The sequence below is a fragment of the Granulicella aggregans genome (assembly GCF_014203275.1).
Lineage (GTDB): Bacteria > Acidobacteriota > Terriglobia > Terriglobales > Acidobacteriaceae > Edaphobacter.
In genome coordinates this window covers 297284-322107 of sequence record NZ_JACHIP010000006.1, presented here as the reverse complement: position 1 = coordinate 322107, position 24824 = coordinate 297284, and the positions used below count along the sequence as shown (strand labels likewise).

Annotated in this window: 13 protein-coding genes; 4 read left to right on the top strand and 9 right to left on the bottom strand. The window is 59.1% G+C overall.

Going from position 1 to position 24824, the window contains the following annotated elements; all coding sequences use genetic code 11:
• Both HDF16_RS21245 and HDF16_RS21240 read right to left on the bottom strand, forming a co-directional pair.
• Complete coding sequence (locus HDF16_RS21245) at window positions 1-1113, bottom strand: homocysteine S-methyltransferase family protein (RefSeq protein WP_184221361.1); 1113 nt, start codon at window positions 1111-1113, stop codon at window positions 1-3.
• 129 nt (window positions 1114-1242) lie between these two features.
• Window positions 1243-1674 carry an MGMT family protein gene (locus tag HDF16_RS21240; protein WP_246409530.1) on the bottom strand — a complete coding sequence of 144 codons (432 nt, stop codon included), beginning with the start codon at window positions 1672-1674 and terminating at the stop codon, window positions 1243-1245.
• Between the two features lie 413 nt (window positions 1675-2087).
• On the opposite strand from HDF16_RS21240, the gene HDF16_RS21235 reads away from it, so the two are divergent.
• On the top strand, window positions 2088-4427 hold the full coding sequence (locus tag HDF16_RS21235) for a putative bifunctional diguanylate cyclase/phosphodiesterase (RefSeq protein ID WP_184221359.1): 2340 nt from the start codon (window positions 2088-2090) through the stop codon (window positions 4425-4427).
• Between the two features lie 18 nt (window positions 4428-4445).
• Here HDF16_RS21235 and hflX read toward each other — a convergent pair whose 3' ends face one another.
• The 3 genes from hflX to HDF16_RS21220 form a co-directional block, all read right to left on the bottom strand.
• The gene (gene hflX / locus HDF16_RS21230; protein WP_184221357.1) at window positions 4446-5942 is read right to left on the bottom strand and encodes a GTPase HflX; all 1497 of its coding nucleotides are present in this window, start codon (window positions 5940-5942) and stop codon (window positions 4446-4448) included.
• A gap of 115 nt (window positions 5943-6057) precedes the next feature.
• Window positions 6058-6909: an NAD-dependent epimerase/dehydratase family protein gene (locus HDF16_RS21225; protein ID WP_184221355.1), complete on the bottom strand. Its 852-nt coding sequence runs from the start codon at window positions 6907-6909 to the stop codon at window positions 6058-6060.
• A 2-nt stretch (window positions 6910-6911) separates the two neighbouring features.
• Window positions 6912-8501 carry a hypothetical protein gene (locus HDF16_RS21220; protein WP_184221353.1) on the bottom strand — a complete coding sequence of 530 codons (1590 nt, stop codon included), beginning with the start codon at window positions 8499-8501 and terminating at the stop codon, window positions 6912-6914.
• Between the two features lie 119 nt (window positions 8502-8620).
• Between HDF16_RS21220 and HDF16_RS21215 the strand changes: the two genes are divergently transcribed.
• The gene (locus tag HDF16_RS21215; protein WP_184221351.1) at window positions 8621-10612 is read left to right on the top strand and encodes a glycosyltransferase family 39 protein; all 1992 of its coding nucleotides are present in this window, start codon (window positions 8621-8623) and stop codon (window positions 10610-10612) included.
• A gap of 47 nt (window positions 10613-10659) precedes the next feature.
• Window positions 10660-11844 carry a glycosyltransferase family 2 protein gene (locus HDF16_RS21210; protein ID WP_184221349.1) on the top strand — a complete coding sequence of 395 codons (1185 nt, stop codon included), beginning with the start codon at window positions 10660-10662 and terminating at the stop codon, window positions 11842-11844.
• A gap of 305 nt (window positions 11845-12149) precedes the next feature.
• Here HDF16_RS21210 and HDF16_RS21205 read toward each other — a convergent pair whose 3' ends face one another.
• The 3 genes from HDF16_RS21205 to HDF16_RS21195 all read right to left on the bottom strand — a co-directional run bounded on the left by HDF16_RS21205 (window position 12150) and on the right by HDF16_RS21195 (window position 20538).
• Complete coding sequence (locus tag HDF16_RS21205; protein ID WP_184221347.1) at window positions 12150-16652, bottom strand: Ig-like domain repeat protein; 4503 nt, start codon at window positions 16650-16652, stop codon at window positions 12150-12152.
• Window positions 16653-16903: 251 nt separating this feature from the next.
• Window positions 16904-17545 (bottom strand): response regulator transcription factor, encoded by a 642-nt coding sequence (locus HDF16_RS31610; RefSeq protein ID WP_348641376.1) that lies wholly within the window; start codon window positions 17543-17545, stop codon window positions 16904-16906.
• 17 nt (window positions 17546-17562) lie between these two features.
• Window positions 17563-20538 carry a sensor histidine kinase gene (locus tag HDF16_RS21195; protein ID WP_184221345.1) on the bottom strand — a complete coding sequence of 992 codons (2976 nt, stop codon included), beginning with the start codon at window positions 20536-20538 and terminating at the stop codon, window positions 17563-17565.
• Between the two features lie 169 nt (window positions 20539-20707).
• On the opposite strand from HDF16_RS21195, the gene HDF16_RS21190 reads away from it, so the two are divergent.
• The gene (locus HDF16_RS21190; RefSeq protein WP_184221343.1) at window positions 20708-23038 is read left to right on the top strand and encodes a Tex family protein; all 2331 of its coding nucleotides are present in this window, start codon (window positions 20708-20710) and stop codon (window positions 23036-23038) included.
• A 13-nt stretch (window positions 23039-23051) separates the two neighbouring features.
• On the opposite strand, the gene HDF16_RS21185 is transcribed toward HDF16_RS21190, so the two are convergent.
• Window positions 23052-24824, bottom strand: coding sequence for a thioredoxin domain-containing protein (locus HDF16_RS21185; protein WP_184221341.1), 1773 nt, complete (start codon window positions 24822-24824; stop codon window positions 23052-23054).

Genomic DNA, 24824 nt, shown 5'->3' with positions numbered 1-24824 from the left:
TCACGCCGCACGCTCGCGATCGAACGCGGCAGCTTTCAAGCGGCGCGGTTCTTTATCAACCAGCGCATTTGCGATGGCCGCAATATGGTCTGGCGTGTTGCCACAGCATCCACCGGCGATATTGATCAAGCCAGCCTGCGCGAACTCGCCCAGGTACCTCGCCATGTCGGGCGGCCCGAGATCGAAGCCCGTCTCCGAGAGCGGATTTGGCAGACCTGCATTCGGATAGCAGGAGATCGCCACACCCGCCTTCGCGGAGAGTTCGCTCAGGAAGGGATACATCAGGTCAGGTCCAAGCGAGCAGTTCAGGCCGACGGAGAGCGGCTTAACATGCTTCACCGCATTCCAGAACGCCTCTGTCGTCTGCGCCGATATGAGCGTCTCGCCGCCCCGGCCCACTGCCGCCGAGATCATCACCGGCAACTCTTTGCCGTCCGCGTCGAAGACATCGCGAATCGCTACAAGTGCCGCCTTGGCGTTCAGGGAATCGAAGATCGTCTCGACCAGCAGAAGATCCGAGCCTCCCGCGATCAGGGCCCGCACCTGCTCCATGTAGGCGATTTTTACCTGATCGAAGGTCACGACACGGAAACCGGCATCATCGGCATCGGGAGAGTTCGAGAGCGAGACGGTGAGCGGTCCAATCGCGCCTGCAACGAACCGCTGGCGTCCCGTCGCGTTGCCGACACGGTCCGCCCACTCCCGGCACTGCCGGGCGGAGGTCTCATTGATCTCATAAGCCAAGGCGCTCAGCATGGGATCGTCAATGATCTTCTGGTAAAACTCGGGATTCTTGCGTCCACCGTGCTCACGGGGGTCATCGACGAAGAACTCGCTCTGGGTAATGCTCGTCGCGCCAAAGGTGTTGGTCTCAATGATGTCCGCGCCCGCCTCGAGAAAACGGCGGTGGATATCGCAGATCATCCCCGGCTGGGTGAGCGAAAAGAGGTCGCCGTTGTTCAGCATGTCCTTGGTCGAGTCGCGGAAGCGCTCTCCGCGAATGTCGGCTTCGGCCATGCCGTAGGTGCGAATCGTCGTGCCCATCGCGCCATCGATAATGGCGATTCGTTCTTCAAGCACCTTCTGAAGAGGATGCTGCTGGACTCTGTTCATTCTTCCTCCTCCTCAGGGCGACCCGTCGTTTCCAACGGGTACCGATCCCAAAAGGCCATCTCTCCATCATATCGAAGGAGAGGCGCTAACGAAGAGTAGCCGTACCTCGGGTGGGCACTTCGGCCGGCCTCAGTCAGGAATCTCCCATACCCGCAGGGCATGTTCGTGGACGTCCATGTCGACCCGATTGCCTCGGAATTGGACACCTTCGAGTCGTAGCCTGGCTTTCTGCTCTTTCGCCGCTGTTCCCGGCAACTTGATCTCGCCGCCCGCGCCCAGAACACGATGCCAGGGAAGAAGATCGGGAGGGTCGATGCGCAATAGTCGTGCAACTGCCCGGTGGTAAAGAGGGTAGCCGGCGGCGGCCGCTACTTTGCCGTAGGTGCTGACTTTGCCGGGCGGAATGGAGAGGATGACCCTGCGAAACGCGCGGTCGCGGTCCCCTTCGGCAGGAGCGCCTTCCCGGTAAAGGGTGCGTCGCGGTCTCTCTCCGCGCATGTGAATCGTCGTAACCAGAATGCGCGAGCCCTTGGCCGGCTTGCCCCGTTCCTTCTCTTTCATGAACCTCTCCAAATCCATAGCGATCGACTCGAAGACATTGCGGAGGATGGAACGAGACGAATTCCTTCCGGGTTGCGCCCTTCGGATCGCGAAGTCTCGATTTAAGCGCGTATTTGTTACATTCGTCTCCCCATCATTGCACTTTACGGGGATTTTCAGAGCGTCTCGGTCACCCTACTCTCACTAATGCCATCCATCTCGACGATATATTCCGCAGTGAAACAGTTGAAAGGGGTCCTTTTCGCGTTCCTCTCGCAGTAAGCAATTCCAGGGAATGCTGAAGCCACTCCGCCCCACGCAGTAAATTGGTTGTTTTGATCCAGGCGAACTGGACCGAATGCAGTGCATCACCACAATTTCAGACGGGAGTTCGATACCGCATCCGAACAAGGCGAAACCAGGTGCGTCACATCATGGAACCAGAGGCAGCCGAGCTTTCAGCGATAGCGACCCCCGTTCTGCGCCTGCCGACCGGCCGCTCCGCGCGAGTTCTGCTCTTCGCGGCGCTCGCGGTTCAGGCAGTCCAACTCGGAATCCATATCTTCGCGCCGCATCCGGCCTTCCCGTCGGACTTGACGGAGTTCCTCGCAGCCTCGATGAGTACCGCGGTCTGTTTCTACAAGGTGCGCCAAGACCGGCAGAGCCGCCATCTGTGGCTTGAACTAGGTATCGCCTTCTTCATCTGGGCAGGCGCCGAGATCTATTTCGCATTTGCGGCGCGGCAGCCTGGAGTTACCGAGTCGACCTTCAGCGACCTGCTATGGCTGATCTATGCGTTCCCTATCTTGCTTGTAACCTCCTATACGCCCCGGTCCTCGCGAAGAGATCCGGCAGGATGGCTCGACGCAGCGCAGGCCTTCGTCTTCTTCTGCATTCTCTTCGCCCTTTTCTTTCCGGCACCGGGAATCATCTCGCAGGCGAACTCGGACGACGTTCAAGGCATTGCGCTGTTACTCGTCCTGATCCTTCGATATTGCATCGCGGAGCCTGGGCGCGACCGTGCGTTCTTCCGCAATCTCACCATCTACATGATGGTTTATCTCGTCTTGTGCGTTCTCTACTATTTTCTGACGACCCATGGCTTTGCGATCGGTTCGGTAGCCGAACTTTGCTGGAGCCTTCCATTCACGTTCTTCTCTGTGATCTCTCTTTGCACGGACCTTTCGGGGAGGGTGGAAGATGAGACGTTCTGGGCGGCGCGGCTAGCGCAGGCGGGCTACATCCAGGGAGCGACTGCGCTTGGGCTCGCCGTTATGTCCATGGCAGGTGCGGCTATCCTTGCCTACCATCGCCCGATACCCGGCGCCATCGCACTGGCAGTGGCGTTTCTCCTGTTCGCGGCTCGAACCAGCGCCAGGGAGTGGCAACTTCAGTCTGTTCATTCGCAGTTGAAGCGCTCCGTACTGCGCGATCCGCTTACCTCCGTGGCGAACCGTACGTTGCTGGACACAGAGATCACTCAGCGGCTGTCACGGCCTTCGACGGCGTCTGGAATGACAGCGGTCCTCTTCGTCGGACTGGACCGATTCAAGACCCTGAACGACTGCCTGGGTCATATCTTCGGCGATCTTCTGCTGCAACGGGTTGCTGATCTCCTCTCGGCCAGTATCCGCAAGCAGGATCTCGTTGCTCGTTACGGCGGAGATGAGTTTGTTATTCTGCTGAGCGCGACAAGCGCGAAGGAGGCGGAGGCCTTCGCGGAGAGAATTCTCGCATTGATGCGAAGCCCGCTCCATCTTGAGGGGCGACTCCTATACCTCTCAGCCAGTATCGGGTTCGCGATGAGCACGCCCGACACCAATGCCTCGGCCATGCTGCAGGAAGCGCACTTCGCCATGCACCACGCCAAAAAGTCCGGCAAGGATCGGGCCCAGGTCTTCGAACCGGAGATGCTGCGGGGGCCGCAGTTTCGGCTTGGGATCGAGACGGACCTTCGCAGGGCCCTCGCGGAGGACCAGATCGGCGTTCACTATCAGCCAATCTTTTCGGTGGAGACGGGAGAGATTGAAGGCTTCGAAGCTCTCGCTCGGTGGCATCATCCGGAGCGAGGATTTGTCTCCCCGGCGGACTTTATCCCGGTCGCCGAAGACACCGGGATGATCATCGATCTCGGAAATCAGATCATGTTCAAGGCCTGCAGGCAGTGCCGCGAGTGGAATCAGCGGTTCGGAGCAAACTGGACGATGAATGTAAACGTTTCGGCGCACCAGTTCGCCAGCCCAAAGATTCTTGAACAGATCGTACACACCCTCTTCGAGACCGGGCTGGAGGCAAAATTCCTGAAGCTGGAGATCACCGAGTCCGTCCTGATCAGTGGCTACTCGCATGTGGAAGAGGTGCTTGCGGAGGCACGGAAGCTTGGCATGCAGATCTGCCTGGATGACTTTGGAACGGGATACTCGTCGCTGAGCTACCTGCTCAACTATCCCTTCGACGTGGTGAAGATCGACCAGAGCTTCGTGCGTCATCTCGATGAAGACCCGAGCCGTGCGGATGTTGTTCGCACCCTCGTCTCGCTCGCTCGCGGTCTAAAGAAGCATACGGTGGCAGAGGGAATTGAGCGGCCAGAGGAGATGGAGTGCCTCCGCCAATTCGGTTGCGAACTCGCCCAGGGCTATCTCCTATCTAGGCCACTCTCGCCGGAAGCGGCCACAACGCTGCTCCAGTCCCAAAGGAAGATTGTGACAATGCGTTCATCGCCATCCTCACCCGAAGACAGCTACCTGGGATCGGAGATAAGCGCGGCGTCTTGACAGGCAGTGAGCCTCAGTTCAGGCGGAGCGGTCACGAAAGCGCCGATACCGGCCAAGCAGCGATGCCGGTCCGCGGGCTCGCAGGTAGACCAGATTCCCCTCGAAGCGCTTTTCCTCGATGATGGCTCCGCCCTCGAGCGAGGCGATGATTGCTCCTTCGGACTGGGGCAGGCGGAAGGTTGATTCGACCAGTGGGTCGACGACGAGCGCAGCATCAATCGCAGTTAGCAGTTCGTCCAGGCCGGTCTTACGCAACGAAGAGACAAGAACTGAGTCGCGATCGTTCGACAGATGGGAGAGCTCCTGCGGTGCAACCAGATCGACCTTGTTCAACACCTGAATTACTGGTTTGGTTGAAACTCCCAGATCGACGAGGACTTTCTCCACCTGTAACTTCTGCTCGTCGCGCATGGGGCTCGAGGCGTCCTGGACGTGAAGAAGAATCTCGGCGCGCTCTACCTCTTCAAGTGTCGCCCGGAAGCTTGTGACCAGCGTGTGCGGCAGGTTGCGGATGAACCCGACCGTGTCCGAGAGCAGAATCTTGCGGCGCGAAGGGAGCTGAAGCTGTCGCAGCTTGGGGTCGAGCGTGGCGAACATGCGCGACGATTCCAGCACGCCAGCCTCGGTAAGCGCGTTGAACAACGTGCTCTTGCCGGCGTTGGTATAGCCAACCAGGGCGACTACCGGAACGGGAACCGATTCGCGGCGCTGCCGTTGCTGGTGGCGAATTCGGCGTACTGCTTCGAGCTGGCTCTTGATGTGGTCGAGGCGCAGGTTGATCTTTCGGCGGTCTGTCTCGAGCTGCGTCTCACCCGGGCCGCGGGTACCGATGCCGCCGCCAAGCTGCGACATGGCGCGGCCGCGTCCGGCCAAGCGAGGTAGCTGGTACTCGAGCTGGGCAAGCTCAACCTGCAGCTGACCCTCGCTGGTCTTGGCGTGCCGGGCGAAGATGTCGAGGATAAGCTGCGAGCGGTCGATGACGTGGCACGGCAGTCGCGCTTCGATGTTGCGAAGCTGTGATGGCGACAAGTCGTGGTCGAAGAGAACCAGCGAGGCGTTGGTCGAGGTCACGACCTCAACAATCTCGTCGAGCTTGCCCTGGCCAACCAGGCTGGAGGGATCGGGCTTCTGGCGGCGCTGCACGATTGTAGCGGCGATCGTCGCCCCGGCGGAGCGCGCCAGCTCCTCAAACTCCGAGCGGCTGGCGTCGAGATCGACCGTCGACCCTTCGGGTTCTGATAGCTCTTCATCTCCGGCAACTACCGCTGCAGCGGTCCGCGCAAGTCGAGCGGCCGTTGTGATCTGCTTGCGCTTGCGGAGTTCGCCCGTGAATTCGACCACGACCAGCACAGCAAGCTCCTGCTGAGTCTGCGAGGTTCGCAGCTCGCGGGCAAGGAGCGCCGCGTCCTGCGCTTCACTGGCTTCGACTAGACTGCGACGGACGGTCTTCCCGCGACCGCGTCGCGACTGCACCGTCTCTTCTACGGCCTCGGGTGAGGCTTTCTTACTCGTCAAATTCTTCTCAATTCAGGGCCACGCCCTAGCTGCAACTGCCTTCATGATACCGAACGGCGACAGCCTATATGCGCAGCGCATCGTACGTCAATGAAAGCTTCGTTTCACCGCGGAGCTAGGCGGGGGTGCCAGGATAGCTCCGTCTTGCCAGTCCGAACTGGTTCGCCAGTGTGAAATCCGGCGAGGAGTCCTGGAAGACGAGACTGAGCACGCTATCACTGCGAAAGTTTAGCTTTGCGCCAAGCAACTCCGCAGTCTTCAAGCCGGCATACACCGCTGGCCACGGAACGGGCAACAGCGTGACTTGCTTTCCCTGTTTTCTTGCAATGTCTTTGATCAAATCCCGGAGCTGCCACGGCACCTCGTGCGCCACCGTTATAGGCGCGCCTGCATGTAGCTGCCCCGCGACCGATCTTCTGATCGCGTCGCCCAGGTCTTCCTCATGCACCAGATACTGCGGATATCTGCCGGACCCGATCATTGGGATGACCGACCCCGAATCAACTTGTTTCGTGAGAGCGCCAAACATGCCGCCGGGACCCGCTCCCCATACCAGACCTGGCCGAATGACGACCCCACCCGGCCTCTCCAGCACCATCTGCTCCACGCGCAGCTTACTTCGACCGTAAGCCGACCGGGCACCGGCAAACGCGCTGATCGATGAGACGAAGATGATCCGTTCGATCCCCGCCCGGTCCGCACAGTCGAAGAGCTGGCGGGATCCCTCCACGTTGACGTGGTCATTCTCTTTGGGGTTCGGATGGGAAAAATCCCACGCGACATGCACCAAGAATTTGACGCCGCGACTGCGCAGTTCCCCGGAGATGTCTATGGGATGCTCCATCTCCCAGTGAATTGAGCCGGCGGCATCCCGGCGCGAGAGAGGAATGACTTCCATGTCACGTTGGATCGCCGAAGCGAGCCGCGAGCCTACATATCCCGACGCTCCCGTAACCGCACAGGCCATGCTTAGTTCTCCAGTCCCGGTGCCAGGGTTCCAATGCGATGTGCGTTTGCCATGGCAGTAAAAGTGACCGTGGTCGCGGCAATACTCGACATCACCGTCGAGTCCACTGCATGGATGCGGCGGAGACCCGCCGGACGCCCGTAGATATCGCTCTCGTTCTGCGAGGGATTGTCGCTCATCGGAAATACGCCACCACTGTGGAATCCGCGTCCCGGAAATCCCGGTCGCATCAGCGGCGCCAGGGGTACCGCGCCAAGCGGACCATGCAGGCCCACAAGTTTGCGGACAACCTTCCGCAGGATCGCCTTCACCTCCGGAGAGTCCTCCCCGGTCACGCGCAGCGTTTCGCCATCGGCTGACTTTTGCAGTGCCAGGCTGACGGTCTGGGAGTGTCGGGAATGCAGATATCCCTGGAAGAGGAAGAGACGCGAGAAAAACGCGTCACTGGGAAATACCGCCCTAAGCGGGCCTAGCATCTTGGCGACGGGCTGCTCGAAGAGTTCGTTGTAGGTGTAGCCCTGTAGATGGATCGTATAGGGACTGACCCCGATGTCCATGATCTCGACAAACAGCTGGGCCAACGTGTGCAGATCCTTCCGATTGAATCGGCTGATCCCGCGCTTTCTCAGCATGGGTAAAAGGAAATACTGAGAGTCCTTCATCTGCACCGGCTGGTCGTATCGGTCGAGCGAGCGCAGCAGGATCGCCGTCGTCGCCATCACCCCGGCGGCAAGATACACCCGCGCCCCAGAGATCGATACGCACTCGCCGGCCTCCGTCTGCGCCTTTACCTGAACCTCGCTGGCAGTCTCGCTTACTGCAGTCACGGTCAGACCCGGACGATAGGCAAATCCCGGGTGGTTCCGAAGCTGATCGACCGCGTCAGCGCTGGACCAGATAAGACGATAGGGACACCCATACATGCACAGACCGCACTTCACGCAAGGTCCGGGCTTTTCGATGCCTGTCGTATTGACCGCGAGCCGCGATCTCCCGAAGGTGACCCCGGCCGCCTTGAGCTTGTCCGACCGTCTACCCCAGTCAGTCGCCAGCGCCGCCGCCTGCGGACTTGCAGGCATCGGCCGCTCATAGTCTGTATATGTTGGAAACTCTTGCGCCAAATTGTCATAAGACGCTGCAACCGGCATGAACTTTGTCACCGCTCGATAGTGTTCCGATAAGTCACGAGTGACCGCTGGCCAGTCGTCCATATCAGCCTGGCGATAGGGCATCACCGCCGATCCCCAGACATTGCTCAGGCCGCCCTTCGCGCAGGATGGCTTACTATCTGCGCCGTGACATTCGACTGCAGTCGCCCCATGCGAAAGCCGGTAGGGGTAGTCCGAGCCATAGGCCAGCTTCAGCGGGATGCCATCGACACCAGCATCCATCTTCGCTCTCAGGAAGGAAGTCTTTTCATCGGTCCAGGACACTGGAGCTATGGCCTGAAGCCCGCTCACCTTCTCCGCAGCTGCCTGCTCCAGATCAACTCCGGCATCGATCATCTCAACCCGGCACCCACGGGCAAGGAGCGCCATCGCGCAGGAAACGCCTGTCGGCCCAGAGCCGACGACCAGATGCAGAGGTTGCATGCCAGTGATTCTAGATCATACCGGTAGCTCTAGCTGAAGAGCCTCCGCCAATAGGCCCATGCTATGCTCATCCGTACATTAATCACTGTCATTTTGAAGCTTGCAGCGCCGGAGGAAGTGTGTCCGCTATCCTTGTTGTTCTTGCATGCGTGTTTCTCGCGTTAGGTTTTATGCGCCGTGGTTCAGGACTTCGACAGGCATTAGTCTACTCAAGCATTCCCATCTCCATCTTCATCGCCTTTTCAACCGAGGCGCTTAGCGTCTTCCATGCCCTGACAAGGATGTGGATTGCCCTGATCTGGGTCGTCTTCGCGGTAACCGGATTCCTGTTCTCCCGAGGTCCGCGCGCAAACCCGTCTGCGCCTCTTGTATCCTTGAATCTCTGGCATGATCTCGATAAATCCGAGCGCTGGATGCTGGCCTCGCTCACCCTGATCGCCGGACTAGTTGGCCTGACCGCTTTGCTCAGTGCGCCGAACACCTGGGACGCGATGGAGTACCACATGCCCCGTGTGGTGGAGTGGATCAGCAATCGCGGTGTCCAGTTGTATCCCACCATAGACCATCAGCAGTTGTCGATGCCTCCCTTCTCCGAATACGCGATCCTGCACCTGCAACTCCTCTTTGGATCGGACCGGCTTGCCAACATGGTGCAATGGTTTGCTTATGTCGGCTGCATGCTGGCGGTTTCGCTGATCGCGCGCGAACTCGGAGGAGACAGGAGAGCTCAAATCCTGGCTGCGGTCATCAGCGGCACGATCGAGACGGGCATTCTCGGTGCTTCAGGAACGAAGAACGACTACACCCTCACCTATTGGGTTGCGACCTCTGTGTTTCTACTTCTGCAATGGAAAAAGCAGCAAGGTTGGGCGCTGACTCTCGCCATCGCCTCGGCACTTTCGCTTTCGGTCTTCTGCAAGGGCACTGGCTATGCCTTCCTGCCTCCACTCGTAGTCTTCTGTTTCTTCATGTGGAACGCGAAGGCTCAGAAGACCTTCCTGCTTCGTCTTCCGATTCTCGCGTTGGTCTGCGTTATGGTCAGCGGACCTCTATGGGCTCGAAACCACGAGTTCAGCGGATCAATCCTCGGTCTACCGTACTTCGACGGAGCCGGCCCGGACGAAGGCAGGATGTACGGCAATCGACACATCACGCTTACCCGTTCGGCTGCAAACGTTCTCCGAAATGTCGCCTTGAACCTCGCGGTTCCGGTCGGCAAAGTCAACGGCCTCACGACAAAAGCGTTCTCCGCAGCTATCCATGCACTTGGCGTGGACCCCAGTGACCCCTCGCAGCTGGTTCTTTCACAGGCGGGCTACCTTCCCCCGTTCAATATCGACTTCAGGCCGTTCAGCGAGACCCAGGCTGGCAATCAACTGCACTTCATCCTGCTGATCGCAACGGGAGTTCTTTGTCTCTGGAAGCGCAAGGAGTTCAGCAGGGAGACACTTCTCTTTGCCTTCGGCATTGCCGGCAGCTTCGTGCTCTACGCAACCCTGCTGCGATGGTCGCCATGGAACGCGAGATACCAGCTTCCCGTCTTCGTCCTCGGAGCCGCATTCTCCGCCATCGTTCTGGTGCGCATCACCCCTCGGTGGACATCTGCGGTGGCGGCATGTGTATTGCTCCTCGGACTCGCTCTGTCTATCAAAAACTCTTCCCGCCCACTGATCGATCGCCAGTACAGCGTGATTACTTCTCCCCGGGAGCGAACCTATTTTTTTGACCATCACTGGGACTCGGCAGACTCGTTCATTCAGGCAGCCAAAGCCGCCAGCGGAAAGACCTGCGAATCGATTGGCATCGATGCCAACGAGAATCACTTCGAGTACCCCTTGATGGCGCTACTCAACCGCGATGGACACCTGCGAACCATAAGCTACGTGGGCGTTCACAATTCGACGATCGCCTACGAGCGCCACGGCCGGGTTGCCCCTTGCACGGTGGTCTGCCTAAGCTGTGCCCTCAAGCCGGAGGAAGAACAATATCGGAAGCAATTTAAAACCATGGAGACCTTCGGCGATATTCTGGTCTTCAGCGACCCCGTTTCCACCGCCATGAGCGCAGTTGCTTTAAACCTTCCTGTAACGCAAAAGGCGCAGCCGTTTTAGCCACAGGCTGTACTAACATTCTCGGTACTCTGCCAGGCGAAGAGGCAATGACCCCAAACTCCGAAGCTTCATCCCACAACACAACCGGCGGTGTGCTCACCATCGTCATGCCATGTCTGAACGAAGCAGAGACGCTCGCTATCTGTGTGCAGAAGTCGTTGCTTGCGCTTCGTGAAAACGGCATTCCCGGCGAGGTGATCGTGGCCGACAACGGCAGTACGGACGGCTCGCAGACTATCGCCGTCGAGAATGGCGCGCGCGTCGTTCCTGTTCCCGTAAGGGGCTATGGTGCCGCCTTGATGGCGGGAATTAAAGCCGCCACTACTCCCTACATTTTGATGATCGATGCGGACGACAGTTACAACTTCAGTCACGCTCCGCGCTTTCTCGCTGAGTTGCAAAATGGAGCGGGCCTGGTAATGGGGAACCGCTTCCGTGGTGGTATCGAGCCCGGTGCCATGCCTTTCCTCCATAAGTATCTTGGGAATCCAGTCCTAAGTCTCATTGGAAGGGTCTTCTTTCCTTCGCCTGCACGTGACTTCCACTGCGGCATTCGTGCCTTCTCAAAGGACGCCTTTGAGCAGATGGACCTCCACACGACAGGCATGGAGTTTGCCAGCGAGATGGTCGTCAAGGCATCACTGCTCGGCATACCGATCGCTGAAGTTCCGACGACGCTGAAGCCCGATGGCCGAAGCCGCGCGCCTCATCTGCGTACGTGGCCCGACGGCTGGAGGCATCTCCGCTTCCTGATGATGTATAGCCCGCGCTGGCTCTTTCTCTATCCCGGCTTGGTGCTTACGTTTCTCGGACTCGCAGGAACCATCTGGTTGCTGCCCCATGCGCGAATGGTGGGAGAGGTACGTTTCGACGTCAACACCCTCGTCTACGCAACCGCTTGCCTCCTACTCGGATATCACACCGTCTTCTTCGCGGTAAGCGCGAAGGTCTTTGCCGTGACCACGGGCCTGCTTCCGAACAACCCATCATTCTCGCGCTGGTTCCGTCTTATCAAACTCGAGACAGGCCTCATCGTCGGCGGTCTGACTTTCATAGTCAGCTTGCTCGCTGCCGTATGGTCCGTCGCCTATTGGGAGCATTCTGGCTACGGGCCACTCCGTGTGGAACAGATGCTTCGCATCACCCTGCCCTCGGCAACAGGCATGGTCTTCGGTATGGAGACCTGCTTCGCCAGCTTCTTTCTCAGCATGATGGGACTTCGGCGGCGATAGCACCACCGCACGCCGCGTCTACCTCTGTTCCGGCGTGCATGATAGTTCTGCAATTGACAATAGGCAATGCCTGGACTCGTACGAGGTGGGAGTTCGCGCCGATGCGGCGGAACGGCGGTGTGCGTCGACGCCTGGTTACAAGGTGGAACGCCAACCCGGGAAGATTGCGACTGCGATCTAGAGGAGAAACAGATACGTGTGGATCATCCTGTGACCTATCGATGGCCCGGGGCAGGGAAGTAACGCACTGATGGCCGCATCTGAGATACAGATGCGGCCATCAGGTAGAGCGAGTTGGGAGTACCTTACTGCAGCGTTGCAGGCACCGAAGTCGAGTGATTCAGCGAGCCAGAGGTTGCATTCAATGTGAGCGTAAAGGCACCGGTGATGGTCTGTTCGATGGTGTCAGCGCTCGTGCTAGGAGAGTTGCTGTCATCGCCCGAGTACTTCGCTGTAATCGCATGAGTGCCTACAGCCATGGACGTAGAGCTCAGTGTCGCTACCCCGTTGATGAGTGCCGATTCTCCCAGCGCCGAGCCGTCTGCGTAGAACGTCACGCTTCCGGTCAGCTTCTTTTCTGAGCTTGCGGTCGCCTGCAACGTCACGCTCGACCCCGATGCCACCTTCGTCGCTGAAGAGGTCAGGCTCAGGTTCGTCGACGTGGGTGCCGAAGAGCCACCGCATCCCATCAGGCTACCTACGATTCCCGCAATCAGGAATGTTGAGAGCAACTGGATAGGCCTGCGTCGCTTCGGCAGCATCAGCAGAAGAAGCCCCGCCACCGAGATCGACGCATACGTTGTGAACGCCTTCGGCGAGTCAAGCGCGGCGGTCGCGGTTGTAGTTCCGGGAGCTGTAGAACTCAGCGTGATCGACCCCGTGGCTCCAGATGCTATCTGCGCAGAGTTGCAGCTGACACCAACTGGCAGCGTTCCGCAGCTTACCGTGATCGAAGCGTCATAACCCAGAATGCTCTGGCTCGTGATCGAGACTGAGGTCGTCTGGCCCGCACTCAGAATCAGTGAATTCGGTGTCGCTGTTACGTTGAAGTCCGGTGTCGTTGCATCGATCGCTACCGCTCCCGATGTCGCCACCGTCCAGTTCGCATCGCCGGAGTACTTCGCCGTGATGCTGTGCATTCCTGCCGTTAACACGGGTGCAAGCACCGCGATCGTGCTGCCCCCATTGCCCGTATTCAGCGGCTGCGCCGCACCGATTGCCACTGCCGCCGCGCCTCCCACTGAGTCATAGAACTGCACGGTCCCGGTTGGCGTCAAGGCCTGCGAGGCCGAGAACGCGCTTACCACCGCAGCCGTCACGCTGATCTGTCCTCCGGCCGCTACATAGGCGGACGTCGTCGACAACTGAAGCGTAGGCGTGGCCTGGCTGATCGTGATCGTTGCCAGCGCGCTGTTGCTGCCGTTGAAGTTCGCATCGCCGTCGTACGTCGCATAGATCTTTTCGACGCCCGCGCCGTTCCAGGGGATATAGGCGACCCCATGTCCCGCAACCAGAGTCACCGGAGCGGTCTGGCCGCCGTCGGATGTATGCAACGTTACCGTTCCTGAAGCGATCTGTGCAGTCGATGTGGTCTTCGATGGAGTTACCGTGACGTTGAACTGGGTCCTGGTTCCGACGCTGGCGGTCGAACTCGTAACCATCGTCGTCGTCGTCGAGATAAGTCCATTTCCGGTCGTAATTAGTTCCTGATACGACTCAAGAATTCCCGGCGAGTAATTGCTATCGCCCGCCCAGGTTGGGATTACGTTGTAGTCGCCCGCTGACGCGATGAAAGGAATTGATGCAGTGCCATCGCCGCCGATCGTTCCGGTTGCGAGCGCGGCCCCGGTATCGTCGCGTGTGATGGTCACGGTTCCGGTCGGTATTGCCGCCGGATCATAGTCAAAGTAGACGGTTGCAATCACCGTGGAACCTGCCGGAGGCGTGGACGAGCTAAGTCCGATGGCGTATTTTATCTTGCCCTTCGTGACACTGAAGGGGAACGTCACCGTCGACTTGTTGAAGCTGCTGTCGCCCGAGTACGTCGCCGTAAACATATAGTCGCCAAGTCCCAGGTCACAGTCCGTTCCCGGCCCGCACGGAATATAGATCGAGCCAGTCTGATCGAGCTTATAGGTGCCGAAGGCAGTCGCTCCTGTGCTCAGCGCCACCGTTCCAGTCGGAATGCCGCCCTGCGAGTTACCTGCGACCGCGACCTGCACAAAGAAGTTGTTTCCGAGCGCGGTGGTGGCTCCGGATACGATCGGCTGCCGCCCAAGAATGAAGAAGCGGCTCTTCACAAAGGTGCCCGGTGTCAGTACGCTGTCTTCCGGCGTGACGGTCAGGGCAACGGGTGCGGAGGTGCTGCTGCCGTACGTTCCATCACCACCGTATGTCGAGGTGAGGTTATAGGTCCCGCCCGGCAGGCTGGTCAGCGAAGCTGCATACTGCCCGGCACTGAGCGTCCCGGCAACGATCGGTGCCGTCGTCACATTCGTTCCAGTAGCCTTCAGTACGATGTCGCCCGAAGGTACGCCCGTGCCAGTCGGGGGGCTAACCACCGAGGTCACGTCGATCGGAGTTCCGTGTGCAAACGTGGTCTTCGAAACCGTCAACGTGGTTCCGGTCGGAAGCGTTGCCGTCGATCCCCAGGCCGCGACCAGGTTCGCCGCATTCACCGACCCAAGTCCGCTCGCAGGATCATAGCCCGCACCAGCGGAATAGCCTGTCAGATACCCAAAGTCCGAGTTGCCATCGATCGCGACCGTGCAATCCGTGTTACCTAATCCGCAACTCAACGCATTACTGCCCGCCGTCACGTCATGGAACACGCAGCTATTCGATTGCGTTGGGTCAGTCTGTGTCGAAGAATCGCACGAGCCTGTTGTCTGCTGTGCCGCAAGCTTGTACAGCTGATAGTTTGCAAGCCCCTGGAACGTCCCGTTCTTCTGTTCGACGAGTGCCATCACGCCAGCCATCGAAGGTGACGCCGCCGATGTTCCTCCGATGATCGACGCGGATTGTAGCGAGATGCTTCCGTCGCTGTTCGCTGTCCATTGGCACGATCCGTCATAGCAGAACATATAGCCGTCATGCGCTGCTGCCGCTGCCAGCGCCACGTCCGGCACGTCACGCGCGCCATCCTGCGGAACGCCAGGTCCGGTCTGCCACGAAGGCTTCAAGTACCCGCTCTCGCAATCAAACAGGCCCGTCAAGAGGTTGCGTGTTGTATCGTCGGCCGGATGAACCGAGCAGTTGCTCGCTCCTCCTCCAGTCGCATAGGTCCCTTCATTGATCGTGCTGTAAAAGCAGTTGCTCGACGTGACCGGAATGTTTGGATTGCAGGCTTCGTTCCATACCGCTTCCGGAACGTAGCCCTTCACCGATGACTGATCAGCATTGATGGTCTGGTTCCAGTAGGCATTCGGGTCCGCATCCGCAAACTCGGTTCCGCCGACAGCCGTGTCGTAGGGCGTCGACGCAAGGCCGTTCACTCCCAGCCCATACGGCGTCGCGAGATACTCGTTCGGCACATCGCAGGTGCTTGACCCCGCATCCCCTGAGGAGATCAATACGGAGATTCCTTCGGCTGAAGCCTGCTGCCAGAGGTCACGATAGAAGTCCAGTTCCGGTTGCGGAATCGCCTGCTCGCATTCGCCGAAGCTTACCGACATGATCGGCGCAACGACGTTATCGACGATGTACGAAGCCGAGATGTCCACGCCATCGGTCGAGTACGTGCTGCCGCCAATCACGTAGTTGATCTTTGCCTTTGGAGCTACCGCGCCTGACCATTCCACATCGAGCACCGCCTCTTCGTCATCGCCAACCACCACTCCCGGGTCGTCATTCGCGTGGATGAAGGTTGGATCGTTATAAGGCAGGTTGAACACCGTGCGGAACGCTTCGACATCCGACAGGCTGATGTCCGAGCGTCCGACGATCGCGATCGCAACTCCCGTTCCATCTGTCCCCGCAGCAATCAACGGCGTTGTGTTGTAGATCTTTGCGAAATCACCGGGTGCAAGAAACGTCTCTTCCGGAAGTCCTTGCGATGTGAAGTTGGGATGCACCAGCAGTTTGCCATTCGTTCCGGCAGAAGCTCCTGCCGCAATCTGCGCGGCGGTCACCTTCGCATCCGTCCGCAGCATCTTGCCATTTGCATCGCGATTCAACTGCGTCAATTTCGTATGCTGAGGAGCTTTGGTGAAGCTGTTCAAACTCACCAGGCCTTCGACAGCAGGGGCCAGCGCACTTGGAATCGAGAGCTCCGTCGCATTCGAATATTGCTTTGCGCCCGCCAGGGTATAGCTGTGAATCTCCGTGCCGAATGCGCGCTCGACCTGCGCGGAGCTTCCCGAGAAGCGGATCCAGCCCTTGCTATGCGCGACCTCGCTGATCGTGAAGTCGTTCGTAGTGAGCCAATTGCTCACCGTCTTCACATCAGCATCGGAGACACCGAACTTCGCGCCGAACTCCGCCGGCGTCACCCACTTGTGATAGCTCGCCGACTGCGGATTCTGCACATCCGCCATAAACTGTGTCAGCGCTTTCGTCTGAGCCCCGCTCGGCTTCAAACGCAGAAGGATGTCCTTCATCGGCAGCGACGCGGAAGCTCTTCCCTGGTCGGCAGCCGCTCGCACGCGCGCCGGAACGCTATGCGTCAACGTATGCCGGACCGCTGGGTCGATCGCCTGCGTGATCTGCGGCGCAATCGTCGTATTGCTTTGTGCTATCGCGCCCATCGCGCTCAAACCAGTAAGTGCAACTGCGAAACGGAACATGCCGCGAAGTGTCTTGTTCATCATGCTGGTCTCCAGAAAGCTCGGTCGTCGTTGCAAGAAGTAGTCGCTCCAGGAGCGCGTCGAAACGCCCACTCAACGGGTCAGCTCTCGAAAAGGCGCAGAGGATCCGCAGCCTTCGAAGGTGAACCTTGAATGAACTGGAAATGAAAATCTCTTGTCGATTGGTGCTTGCGTTGAGCCTAGCAAACAAAGCTCAAAGAAAAATTTCTGCTAAGAGTAGATTTCGACCTACCCGAAAGAGTAGGTGTCGCTCTTTACAGGTTCAGGAAGCCGCGTTGCAAAGCTATAACGACCGCCTGCGTACGATCGCTCGCCTGCAGCTTCTGCAGAATGTTCTTCACGTGCATCTTTACCGTGTCTTCCGTGATGAACAACAACTGTGCGGCCTCTTTGTTGCTCTTCCCACGCGAAATCAATGTGAGCACCTCAACCTCGCGCTCGCTCAGCTTTCGCGATCCGATGTAGGTCGCCAGCTTCTCGGTCGTCTCGGCTGGAAGCGCCTTTCCGCCTGCCGCGACGCGTCTTAGCTGCTCTGCTAGCGCTCCGCCCTCGATACCCTTCAGTAGGTATCCACAAGCTCCCGCGCTGATCGCTTCATACACCGACGCATCGCCTTGGGCAGACGTCAACATGACCACGCGCGTCTGCGGATCTATTGCCAATAACGCCCGCAATACTTCGATCCCACTCTGGTCTGGGAGTCGCAGGTCCAGCAGCACTACATCCGGCCTCTCGGCCCGAAACATCTCGATGGCCGACTGTCCATTGGACGCGAGGCCAGTGACGCTGATGTTGTACCGCGCGAAGATGCCGGCAAGCCCTTCCCGGACCATGGGGTGATCATCGACGATAAGTACCTTGAGCGTTGCCGTATGCACAGCTTCAGAAAGTATCACGCTCCATCACATTTCCCCTACTGCGTGTGCTGGTCGAACGATCGCTCGCGTTGCGAGTTGCGCCGCCAAGGTAAGCTCCACCACCGTGCCTCAAGAGGGCGCAGCGCAGTTTCGAGAGTGATCTTCGTTCCCACGCCGACCTTGCTTTCGACCGCGAGTACCGCGTCGATGCGCTGCGCATGGGCTTGCATCCCGGGCAACCCGAAGTGCCCCGGGCGTCCCTTCACTCGCATCTCGTCGCTCATGCCGACTCCGTCGTCCTGGATCTGCACCAGCAGCTTATTTGCTTGATAGACGATTTTGACTTCAATCACACTCGCCCCCGCGTGACGAAAGGCGTTCGCCACCGCTTCCCGACAGATGCTGTAAACCTCATCACGCAAAAATGGATGAAGCTCGCGCGGCTCTTCCTTGCTTTGCAGGACGAACGCCGGGCTCTCTCCCAACCGAAACTCTGTCTCAACATGGCTTAGTAACTCCAACAGGCTGTACTGCGTTCCTGCCATGGAGTGCAGATTCGAAACGATGTCGCGACTCCGCCCGATCATCTCCCGCATCCGTGCCGCAAGATGACTCAACGAGCGCCGCGCCACATCGGGGTCTTCTTCCAACTGCAGACCCAATAACTCAAGCTGTAGCGCAGTTCCCGTCAGGTCTTGGATAAACGTGTCGTGGATGTGCGACGCCAAACGTTCACGCTCCGCCGATCGTTCCTGAAATCTCAGGTTCAGACTCTCCGCCCTTCGCAGCGTTCTCCTCCTCGTCACTTCAATCACCACAGCTACGAGCAGCGCGATCATGAGAAGCACAAACCATCGTGTCTGCCAGAAGAATGGCTGCAGCCGCACGCCGACGGTGTAGGTGACCGGGCCCGCTTGCCCATCGCGACTCAGCGCCTGCACCTCGAAGTGATACTGCCCCGGCGGAATGCCCACGTAGGAGGCCTCGCGCACATCGCCGCCATTGACCCAGTCGCTCTCCCATCCCAGCAATCGATAACGAAAATGCACCTGCTCCGGTGCGACGAAGACCGGCGCGGTAAAGGAAAACGTCAGCCGATGTCTCCCCGGCTTCACGACCAAAGGCCCGGCCCCGAAGTGTTCCTCATCGACTGCAACGTCGTCCAGCATCGCCCGAGGCAACTCACTCACCGTCGTACCGGGTTCTGCAACCGCAGGTCCAGCGGCGGTGGCAAACCACAGTCGGCCATCTTTCGCCCGAAGCGATGTCACTTGTCCCAGGGGCAGCGTCGCGCGGCTTCGCAGGCCATCTGCTTCCGTAAACACCTCAGGCGCGACCTGCTTCGTTCCAGCCAGCATCGCATCCACTTGCGCCCGAGATATCCGGCACACGCCTCGTGCAGTCGCCAGCCACAGGTCTCCCCGCGCGTCCTCCACTAACGAGAACACAGCGTCCCCCGGCAAGCCATCTTCCTGCGTCAGGACCCAGCTCTTCGCATCGTTGTGATACACCAACCCATTCGATGTCCCAAGATAGATCCCGCCGTCATGCGAGAAGGCAATGCCATCTACGGCACTCGCGGTCACATATTCCTGCTTCCATCGGTTCCCGTCCCACCGGTATGCTCCGTTGCTTGCGCCTGCCCACAGCGCGCCTCGGCCATCTTCAGCCAGCGCCCACACCTGTGTGTCACCGAGTCCCTGGGCTGCGCCGAACGAGGTCAGCACACCCTCTCGCAGTCGGTACACGCCCTTGCGCAGCACGCTGAACCAGAGGCTTCCATCCGCTGTCGTTATCGGAGAAGAGATATAGCCTTCAGGCACGCCGCCGATCTTCCGGTACCTCCCGCTTCGATACCAATAGAGCCCGTAGTCGGAGATTGCGATCACTGGGTGTGCCCCGTCCTCGGCCAGGCCGCGAACCTGTCCTCGCCTGACTCCCTGCGCTATGCCGTAACTCTGCCAACGATCCCCGGTCAGTTGCGCCACGCCTGACTCGAGCGTGCCTACCCAAATCGCTTTCGCATTGTCTTCAAAGATGGCGTCGTACTGCACATGACCTGATGGCAGTCCGTCGCGTTCGGTGTAGCTCACAAACGTCCCATCATGAAGTTGCTGCAATCCGGAGATCGTTCCCACCCAGATATCTCCGCTCTTGTCTTCAAAGATCTCCCGGGCGTCATTGCTCGCCAGGCCATCTCGCGCACCGAGGATCTCGAGCTTCCCAGCCGCGAATCTGCTGATCCCTTCAAGGCCACCGCTCGCCATCCAAATGGCCCCCGAGCGATCGACCATCACAGTCACCAGCTCCTCCGGCCCTTCTTTCTCCGTCTTCCTGAACCCGCCATTCGCGTAGACAAAAAGGTGATGTCCATCCGCTGCGTAGAGCCGCTTATCCGGCCCAAAGTAGACGAGGTTTACGCCAGGCATCGGATATACCTGCACCACACGTCCCTCTCGCACCTGCGTAACAGCTTCGCCATCCGCGAGCCACTGCTCCTCTTTGTCATCCACAGTAAAGCTTCTGACTTTTTCGAGGAGCACCGGGACCTTGACGAACTCATCACCCGTAACTCCAGCTCGATACAGCTCTGACTTGGTCCGTACCCACGCAAATGGTTCGTCGCTTCGACATAAGATCTGCTCTATAGCCGAGGCCTTTTTCTCAAGCGGAACGGCGCTGAAAGTATGACTCTCATACTTAAACAGTCCCGTAGAGGTACCAATCCAAAGCGTCCCTCTGGCATCAACCCCAAGATTGGTAATCCGATGCCGCAGTGCCGCGGGAGCCTGCAAAAACGTCCGAAACTTCAACCCATCGAACCGAGCTAGTCCGCCATTCGTCCCCACCCAGAGAAATCCATCCGGAGTCTGTGCGATCGCAGTCACAAAATCCTGCGGAAGGCCTTGCTCCGTGGTCCATGTCGTCAAGACTTTGTGCCGCAGGTCTCGGAGTTCGGCACCAGAAGAGGCAGGTTGAACGATTGCAAAGAGTGTGAGTGCAGCGGCTAAGGCAGCTCCAAACCGAGACAAGCAGGCCCGCTCATGTTGAGTGCCGACCTCGGACTGTCGAGTTTTCCTTCGAAAGATCATCAGGAACCTCCATCATCGCATCGTCGAATCGTGGCCTTCCCGATGCGACGGTGATCGCAGTCTCGAACTGCCGCGTTTTCCAGACGCGATCCCGATACGATGGAAGAGAATGATTGACGCGAAGACACTCCCCACCGAAGCTCTGCTGCAAATTACTACCTCACTCAATATCTCCATGCACTCGCTCGTCGCCGTCATAGCTCTTCTTGACGAAGGCGGCACCGTTCCTTTCATTGCGCGCTACCGCAAAGAGGTGACGGGCAATCTCGACGAGGTACAGATTCGCGCTATCGAAGAGAAGCTTGCCTACCTCCGCGATCTTCTCAGCCGGCGCACGACCGTCCTCGCTTCCATCTTGGAGCAAGGCAAACTGACCGACGAACTGAAGGCCAGAATCGAAGCCACCTTTGATCGGTCCGAGTTGGAAGATCTCTACCTCCCCTATCGCCCCAAGCGCCGCACCAAGGCAACGATCGCTCGCGACAAAGGGCTTGAACCGTTGGCCGATTACCTTTGGAACCAGCAGCCTGTAGAGCTCTCCCTGCATGACTTAGCCGCGACATTCGTCAGCCCGGAGAAGGAAGTGGCCACCGTCGCCGACGCCCTCGAGGGAGCGCGCCATATCATCGCCGAGCGCATCAGCGAAGACGCGGATTTGCGTAAGCTGACTCGGCACCTGATGTTTGAAGAAGGCATCATCCAGAGCCGCCGAGCCCTCGACAGCGTCGACGAGCAGGAAAAGTTCAAGATGTACTACGAGTACAGCGAGCCGGTGAAAACCATCCCTTCGCACCGAATGCTCGCCATTCGTCGCGGCGAGGAAGAGTCGGTCCTCTACTTCCTCATCGAGCTCGATCCGCTTCGTGTCACCGCGCAGCTTCGCTCTCGCATCCTGCGCACTGAAGGCGATTGGACCCCACAGCTTGAACTTGCGATCGACGATTGCTGGAAGCGTCTCCTCAACCCATCCGTCCAGGGCGAGATCCGCCTCGAACTAAAGAAGCGATCCGACGCCGACGCGATCCAGGTCTTCCGCGACAACCTGCAGAATCTTCTGCTCGCCGCGCCTGCTGGCCCCATCTCCGTCCTGGGCATCGATCCCGGCCTCCGCACCGGATGCAAGGTCGCTGTAGTCGATGAGACGGGTAAGTTTCTCGCGCACGATGTTCTCTACCTCAGCAGCTCAAAGAGCGCAGCCACCGGAGCCGCTGAGCGCTTGGTCGCCATGCTCGCGAAGTACAACGTCCGCGCCATCGCCATCGGCAACGGCACTGCCTCGCGCGAGACAGACTCCTTTGTTCGCGACACGCTCCGCGACAATCACCTCGACAACATCTTCTCGGTCACAGTCAGCGAGTCCGGCGCCAGCATCTACTCCGCATCTGACATCGCGCGACAGGAGTTTCCGGATCTCGATCTAACCGTGCGCGGGGCGATCTCCATCGCCCGCCGCCTACAGGACCCGCTCTCCGAGCTCGTCAAGGTCGATCCCAAGTCGATCGGCGTTGGCCAGTACCAGCACGATGTCGATCAGCGTCAGCTTCAGCAATCGCTTGAGACTGCCATCGAGAGCTGCGTCAACCGGGTAGGCGTCGACCTCAATACCTCTTCCTGGACACTGCTGCGTTACGTTGCCGGAGTGACCGAACGGGTCGCCCTGAACATCGTTGCCTATCGCGACGAGCACGGACGTTTCCGCTCCCGTAAGCAACTCAACAAAGTTCCCGGTATCGGGGCCAAGACCTTCGAGCAGGCCGCTGGATTCCTGCGTATCCGCAACGGGGAAGACCCTCTCGATGGCACCGCCGTTCACCCTGAGTCTTACCGTGTGGTGGAGCAGATCGCCCGCTCGCTCGGCACTCCTATCGGCGAGCTGGTCGCCAACCCGGCGCTCCTCACCAAAGTCGACGCTCGCCAGATCGATGCCGGCACTTTCACCGTCAAAGACATTCTCGAAGAGTTGCGCAAGCCCGGCCGCGATCCACGCGAACAGTTCATCGCGCCGAGCTTCAATGAGCAGGTTCGCGAATTTGCTGATGTTCAGCCAGAGATGATCCTCGAAGGCGTTGTGACCAACGTCACGAAGTTCGGCGCATTTGTCGATATCGGAGTTCACCAGGACGGCCTGGTTCACATCAGCGAGCTCTCCAACCGATACATCAAAGATCCATCCGAAGCCGTCAAAGCGGGACAAATTGTAAAGGTCAAAGTCCTCAGCGCCGACGTAAAGACCAAGCGCATCGCTTTATCGATGAAGGCACTGATGGGAGGCACGCGTGTCACTATGCCAACCGCTGCGGTGGCCAAGGCTGGCGCGGTCTCGCCGCAGAAGAATCGGAACTTCCCGCCTCCGAGACAGGCTGCTCGGACCATCCCTCCACCTGAGGTGAGCCTCAGCGAAAAGCTCGCCATGCTGTCCACAAAGTGGAAGGTGTCCTGATCTTAGGACGGGATCAAAGGCCTAGCTTCTTCTGAAGAACCTGGGGATCGGTGATCGGCGAAGAGCATGCGGAGGCGGTGCAGAGAAACGCAGCCGGCTTCGGCAGCGCGGGATATTCGATATCGTTTCTTGGCAGCGCGCCTTCGGATCGGTCCCACCACTCCAGCCGCTTATAAAGTGGCCCCGACTTCAACGCAGTAGCGAAGAGCAGCTTCGCCGATGCATCCTGCTTCGGCCCAACGACCGTGATATGGACCGCAGGCTGGGTGAACTGGCTCTCCGCAAGAAGCACAGGCGCCGAGAGCCACCCCACCGCTACCTCCGGCGTTGCAAGATAGCGCATCGCTCGCTTCGACGTGTCCGGGTCCCCCGCGTCGCCGGTGTACTGATAGAGAAGGTTCGCGAACCTCGCGACGGCCACATTCTCGTCGCGCTCCGGATGCGGCTGGTAGGCATGGTCTGTCGATGTCTTCGATGTCCCAAAGCCTGGGCTTGATGCAAGCGCGAAGTTCGCGGAGATGAAACGTCGCGCACCCTCGGCACGCTTCAACCAATCGCGATCGGCGGTCGCCTCGTAGAGCGCGAGAAGGGCCTGCCCCATCGCAAGCGAGTCGCCCAGAAACGGCCCCGCCGCATCGTGCTCTCCATGCCGAAAACCACCCCCTGGAAGCGAGCGGTGATCGATCGCCCAATGAGCGGATTTCTCCGCCTCCTGCAACACACTCGAATCTCCGGTCGCAGCGTACAGAGCGCAGAGTGAGCGGATCATCCAGCCGTTCTCTCGCGCATATAAATTCTTGTCCACGCGCGGTATGCCGAGCGCTCGGCGCTTCGCATCACTAAGAGCGAAGTACGTTCCGCCATGCTTGCCTTCGACCAGGTCAGCATCCTGGCTGACATAGAAAGCACCTTCGGGGCTGGTCAAGAATGTATGTACATAGCGATGTACGTTCTGCGCCGCGTCAAGATACTCCTGCGAGTGCCACTGCGCATACGATTGCGCGTAGGCGCGCATGGTCTGTGCCTGGATGTAGAGCAGCTTCTCGTAGTGCGGCTCATCCCAATTTCCACCAGTCGAGTACTGATAAGCTCCGCCCCACACCGGGTCGAGCAGCTTCTTCGCCGCGACCAGCGTGTCGCGAACCCGCTGCGCCTCGAGCTTGTCTCCGTTGCGCGCAAGGATGTTAGCGTACTCCACCGAATCCGCGTCGAGATACTTATGCCCGAAGGCCCAGCCCTTGCCCTCAACGTCATACTGCTTCGCAAACTCCTGGTTGACCTTCGAGACAAGAGCCGCCGGGAAGTACGGATTCGTCGCGTAGGTGATCGTCTTCTCGGCTTCAACAGAGGGTCCTGGCGTTGGGTCGTCGATGACCGCTTGCAGGATGGACGCCATCTGTATGGGAGGCAAGTAGCCCTGCCGCTTCACGATCTCGCCTCCGTTCGGATTGAAGATGACCGTGGCTGGCCATCCGAAGTCTTCGTACCGGTTGGAGATGTCCGGCCGCGAGTCCTGATCGACCTTCACCGCGATATAGCTCTTGCCCATCAGCTTACGAACGGCTGCGTCTCGATAGGTTGTCTGGTCCATCACATGGCACCAGTGACACCACACGGCTTCAAGATCGAGCAGCACATACTTGTGCTCGCGAGCGGCTTGCGCAAACACTTCGTCCGACCACGGATGCCATTCGATCGGCTTAGGCGCCTGTCCCTGCGCCAGCGGCGCAGCGAAGAGAGCGACAGCCCAGATCGCGGTACGCGCCATGGAGAGAGAAGTTTTCAT